The sequence below is a fragment of the Archangium sp. genome (assembly GCF_036389735.1).
In the GTDB taxonomy this organism is placed as follows: domain Bacteria; phylum Myxococcota; class Myxococcia; order Myxococcales; family Myxococcaceae; genus Archangium.
This window is the reverse complement of the sequence record NZ_DASVWK010000076.1, coordinates 1-4,466: the sequence shown is the minus strand read 5'-3', so window position 1 is coordinate 4,466 and position 4,466 is coordinate 1. Positions and strand designations below refer to the sequence as shown.

Annotated in this window: 2 protein-coding genes and 1 pseudogene; 1 reads left to right on the top strand and 2 read right to left on the bottom strand. The window is 71.2% G+C overall.

Annotated elements, in window-relative coordinates:
- Positions 1 to 105: 105 nt before the first annotated feature.
- Both VF794_RS03060 and VF794_RS03055 read right to left on the bottom strand, forming a co-directional pair.
- Positions 106 to 1,884, bottom strand: a complete 1,779-nt coding sequence (locus VF794_RS03060; RefSeq protein ID WP_331107527.1) for an ABC transporter ATP-binding protein — start codon at positions 1,882 to 1,884, stop codon at positions 106 to 108.
- Complete coding sequence (locus VF794_RS03055; RefSeq protein WP_331107525.1) at positions 1,884 to 3,764, bottom strand: DUF4388 domain-containing protein; 1,881 nt, start codon at positions 3,762 to 3,764, stop codon at positions 1,884 to 1,886. Before VF794_RS03055 ends, VF794_RS03060 begins: the two co-directional genes overlap by 1 nt.
- 297 nt (positions 3,765 to 4,061) lie before the next feature.
- On the opposite strand from VF794_RS03055, the pseudogene VF794_RS03050 reads away from it, so the two are divergent.
- Positions 4,062 to 4,466 (top strand): annotated as a pseudogene (locus VF794_RS03050) (transporter); the annotation flags it as partial.

Sequence of the window (4,466 nt, the reverse complement as noted above, 5' to 3'; positions counted from 1 at the left end):
AGTCGGCATACGAGGCCGCGAGCGTGAAGAACCCCGCCCACCCCACGAGCAGCAACACCAGGCCCAACAGGGCGCGCAGCCCCTTGCCCACCCACGTGGCGGGCTTCATGCCGCGCCCCGCTCGGCCCCCGCCTGCAACGCCCACAGCGCCGCGTAGGCGCCACCCCGCGCCAGCAACTCCTCGTGGCGCCCCTGCTCCACCACCCGCCCCGCCTCCACCCCGCAGATGCGATCCGCGGACACCACCGTCGAGAGCCGATGCGCTATCACCAGCGCCGTGCGCCCCGGCAACACCCGCGCGAGCGCCGCCTGCACCTCGCGCTCGCTCTCCGGATCCAGGCTGCTCGTCGCCTCGTCCAGCACCAGCACCGGCGCCCGTGACAGCACCGCCCGCGCGATGCACAGCCGCTGCCGCTGGCCTCCGCTCAGCTTCACGCCCCGCTCGCCCACCCGCGTGTCATAACCCTCGGGCAGCGCCCGGATGAAGCCGTCCGCGTTCGCCACCCGCGCCGCCGCCTCCACCTCCTCGCGCGTGGCCTCCGGCCGCGCATAGCGCAGGTTGTCCAGCACGCTCCCCGAGAAGAGCAGCGGCTCCTGGGTCACCAGCGCGAACTTCGTCCTCACGCTCGCCGCCGTGTAGCCGTCCACGTCCACCCCGTCGAAGCGGATGCGGCCCTCCTGTGGGCGCTCGAAGCGCAGCAGCAGGTTGGTGAGCGTGCTCTTTCCTCCGCCACTCGGCCCCACCAGCGCCACCACCTTCCCCACCGGCAGCTCCAGCGTCAGCCCGTCCAGCGCCCGCCGCTCCCCGTAGGAGAAGCGCACGCCTTCCACCTGAATGGCCTGCTTCAACGCCGGCGCATCCGTGGCCCCCGGCGCGTCCTCCACCGGGTGGCTCAAGTCCAGCAGCGCGAAGAGCCGCTCGCCCGCCGCGCCCGCCTGCATCGCGAACTGCGTCACCCGCCCCAGGTCCTTCACCGGCTGGTACACGAGCACCACCGCGGTGAGGAACGACAGCAGGGCCTCGGGCTCCATCGTGTGCCGGGCCGCCGTGTACGCCAGCGCTCCCGCCAGCGCCGCCGCCGCCAGCACCTCCATCAACCCGGGCACCCCGCCTCGTGCCCAGGCCGCGCGTACCAGCGCCTCCTCGTGGGCCCGCGCGTGCGCCGAGAAGCGCCCCAGCTCCGCCGCCTGTCCATTGAAGGCCTGGATGGTGCGCAGGCCGCCCAGCCCCTCCTGGAGCTGTCCCGCGAGGTGGCCCAGCTGCACCTGTCCCTCGCGCGTGCCCTTCAGCGCCTTGCGCGTCAGCCGCGAGGCCGGCAGCGCCGCCAGCGGAATCACCCCCAGCATCACCGCGCCCAGCAGCGGGCTGATGGACAGCGCCACCCCCGCCAGCACCACCACCTGGAGCGAGTCCCGCAGGTACGAGCCCACGGTGTACATGGCCGCCAGCTCCACCGCCTGCACGTCCGCGGAGAAGCGGCTGAGCAGATCTCCCATCCGCTCGCGCGCCAGCTGCGCCGGCGACAGCGAGGTGAGGCGCACGAAGAGGTCCCTCCTCAGGTCCGCCACCACCTTCTGGGCGAAGAAGCCCATGAAGTAGAACTGGCCGAGGTAGCCCACGCCCTTCACCAGCCCCACTGTCAGCACCACCACGGGGAAGCCCCAGAGCGCGGCCTCGCGCGGCAGGCCCGACAGCCAGGGCACCGGCTGCGCGCCCCCGAAGCCCTCCGAGCCTCCCGACAGCAGGAAGCGCAGCGCCGGGCCCATCAGGTACGCGTACGCCCCCGTGGCCAGCCCCAGCACCGTCATGCACGCGAAGGCCGCTCCCAGCACGCCCACGTGAGGCCGGGCGTAACCCAGCAACCTCCACAACGACTTCCGCATCACCGACCTACTTTGCGCAGCGCGGCCTTCGCGAGCTGGGAATTGGGGTTGAGCTCGAGCACCTTCAACAGCTTCTTGCGTGCCCCGGACGCGTCCGTCTCGCTATCGATGATGGCCGAGATGATGAGCGCCCGCTCCAGGTACGGGTTGAGCGAGAGCGCCTTGCGCAGCACCTTCTGCGCCGCCTTCGCCCGGTCCTCGCGCGGCCCCGTGCCCGCCAGGAACGTGGCCCACGCCAGGTACGAGTAGTACTCGGGTTCCTGCGGGTTGAGCGTCACCGCCTCCTCGAAGTGGATCAGCGCCGAGCGGTACTGCTTGCGCTTCAGCGCCGCCTCGCCGCGCCGCAGGATGAGCTCCGCGTCCACGTTCACCGAGGTCGAGCGCCCCACGTCCATGCGCGACACGAGGTACTGGAGGTACGGCTTGCGCTTCTCGTCCACTGACAGCACCCGGTACGCCGCCGACAGCTTCTCCTGCACCGAGTCCAGCAGATCCTGCATCTCCGAGGTGTCGTACTCGGCGTAGGTGTCCGAGTGAAAGCGCATGGCGAGCTCGTGGTAGGCGCGCTCCACCGCCTCGGTGTCCGCGGCGATGTCCAGCCCCAGGCAGCGGAAGTAGCTGCCGGTGATGATCTTCACCGCCCCCTCGCGAAGGCTGGCCGCCGTCTCCGCGGGCAGCGGCTTGCGCTTGCGCGGAGCGATGGCTTCCGGCACCGCCACCGGCTCGCCGGGCCCGTTCGACACCGGGGTCGGAGAGAAGCTCACGCAGCCCGTCAGCTTGAGGAACCACATCAGCGAGTACCCGCGCCACAGGTCCCCTCGCCCGTGCGCCAGCAGGTCCCGCAGCGCGATGCGCCCGTTCACCTGCATGACGATCTTCAGATCCTCCGTGTTCAGCCCCAGCGCCCCCAGGTCCCTGCCGAACTCGGGCGTGCGCACGGGGAACTCCCCCTGGTGCGAGCGCAGCGGGGCCGCCATCACCTTGAGCGGCAGGGCGCGCCTGGCTCCATCGAGGATGGGGCCCAGCGCGGGCGTCTCCACCGTGGCGACCTCCGCTTGGAACTCGTCGCCGGCATAGAAGGCGTAGCGGCCCTCGCGCATGCCGATGACCTGGGCCAGCCGGTCGGTCGTGTAGTCGCGCAGCAGTTGGAGCAGCTCCTCGCCCGCCGCCTCCACCCCGGCCTCCGCCAGCGCGGCGCCGATGCGCAGGCCCGAGCCCAGGGCCTGCACCAGCCGCTCCGCCTGCGCCTCGTTCACCACCTGGCGCTGCACCAGGTAGTTGGGGAGCGCGTCCTGCCGGGCGCTGGAGTCGTAGTTCACCGCCCCACCCCGCGCGAAGAAGACGCGCCGGGTCAGGTCCCGATAGGCCACCACCAGCACGCCGTCGCGGCGCAGCCGGTACAGCGACACCAGCAGCGCCGGCAGCGGGTAGCCCTTGAGGTCGCCGGCATTGATCGCCGAGCGCGCCAGCACAGCCCGTACGCCCTTGAGCGGCGCCTCGTCCCGCGCGGCGGTGGCCGCCAGTGAGTTCAGCTTGCCCACCAGCTCACCCGGCTTGAGCGGGTCCGCCACGTAGGCGTTCACCTTGAGCTCCAGCACCGACGCCACCCCACGCGCCCGGCCCAGGTGGCCCTTGTCGATGGCCACGATGGGCACGCGCGCGCCCTGGCTGTGGTTGCGGATGAGGTGCCCCACGTGCGACCCGTCCAGGCGCGGCAGGTCCACGGACACCACCACCATGTCCGGGTTGTCGGCGACGAAGTGCTCCATCGCCGAGCCAGGGTCACTCACCGCTCGCACGGTGTACCCGGCTTGAGACAACAACCCGGTGAGGTGCTCCAGGGTCGGCGGATGGTTCTCGGCCAGAAGAAGCGTCTTCAAGGGCTGGCGAGTGTACACATTCGGCCCGCGCGCTTCAGTCAGGATTCGCGCCCGCTCTCCCGGGGGGATCCCACCTTCTGCCGCGAGGTGCGACTTGCTCGGTTGCCCAGGAAGGGGACGGACTTCACCCGGAGCGTGAGGCGCCGCTCACTTCTTCTGAGCTCGAGGAGGTCCGCGGGCTGCGTGCCGACGAGCGTCTCGCGCAGCCGCCTATCTACAAGCACACGACCCGCGATTCAGGGCATTCGGAAGGCGGGACAGCGAGAGGGGAAGGAGTGTAGGAGGACGCCCGCTCCCATGATCGAGCTCCTCCTCCACAACCCGCTCCTCCTGCTGTTCGTCGTCATCGGCATCGGCTACCCGCTGGGGCACGTGCGCGTGGCGGGCAGCTCGCTCGGGGTCGCCGCGGTGCTGTTCGTCGGCATCGCCATCGGCGCGCTGCACCCCGATCTCAAGCTGCCGGAGATCATCTACCTGCTCGGCCTGGTGCTCTTCGTCTACACCCTCGGCTTGAGCAGCGGCCCGGCCTTCTTCCGCTCCTTCGGGCCACGCGGGTTGAAGTCCAACCTGCTCGTGCTGGGGATGCTGGCCCTGGGGCTCGGGCTCACGCTGGCCGCTCAGCGCCTGCTGGGGCTGCGACCCACGCTCGCGGGTGGCCTGTTCGCCGGTGCGTTGACGAACACGCCCGCGCTCGCCGCCGAG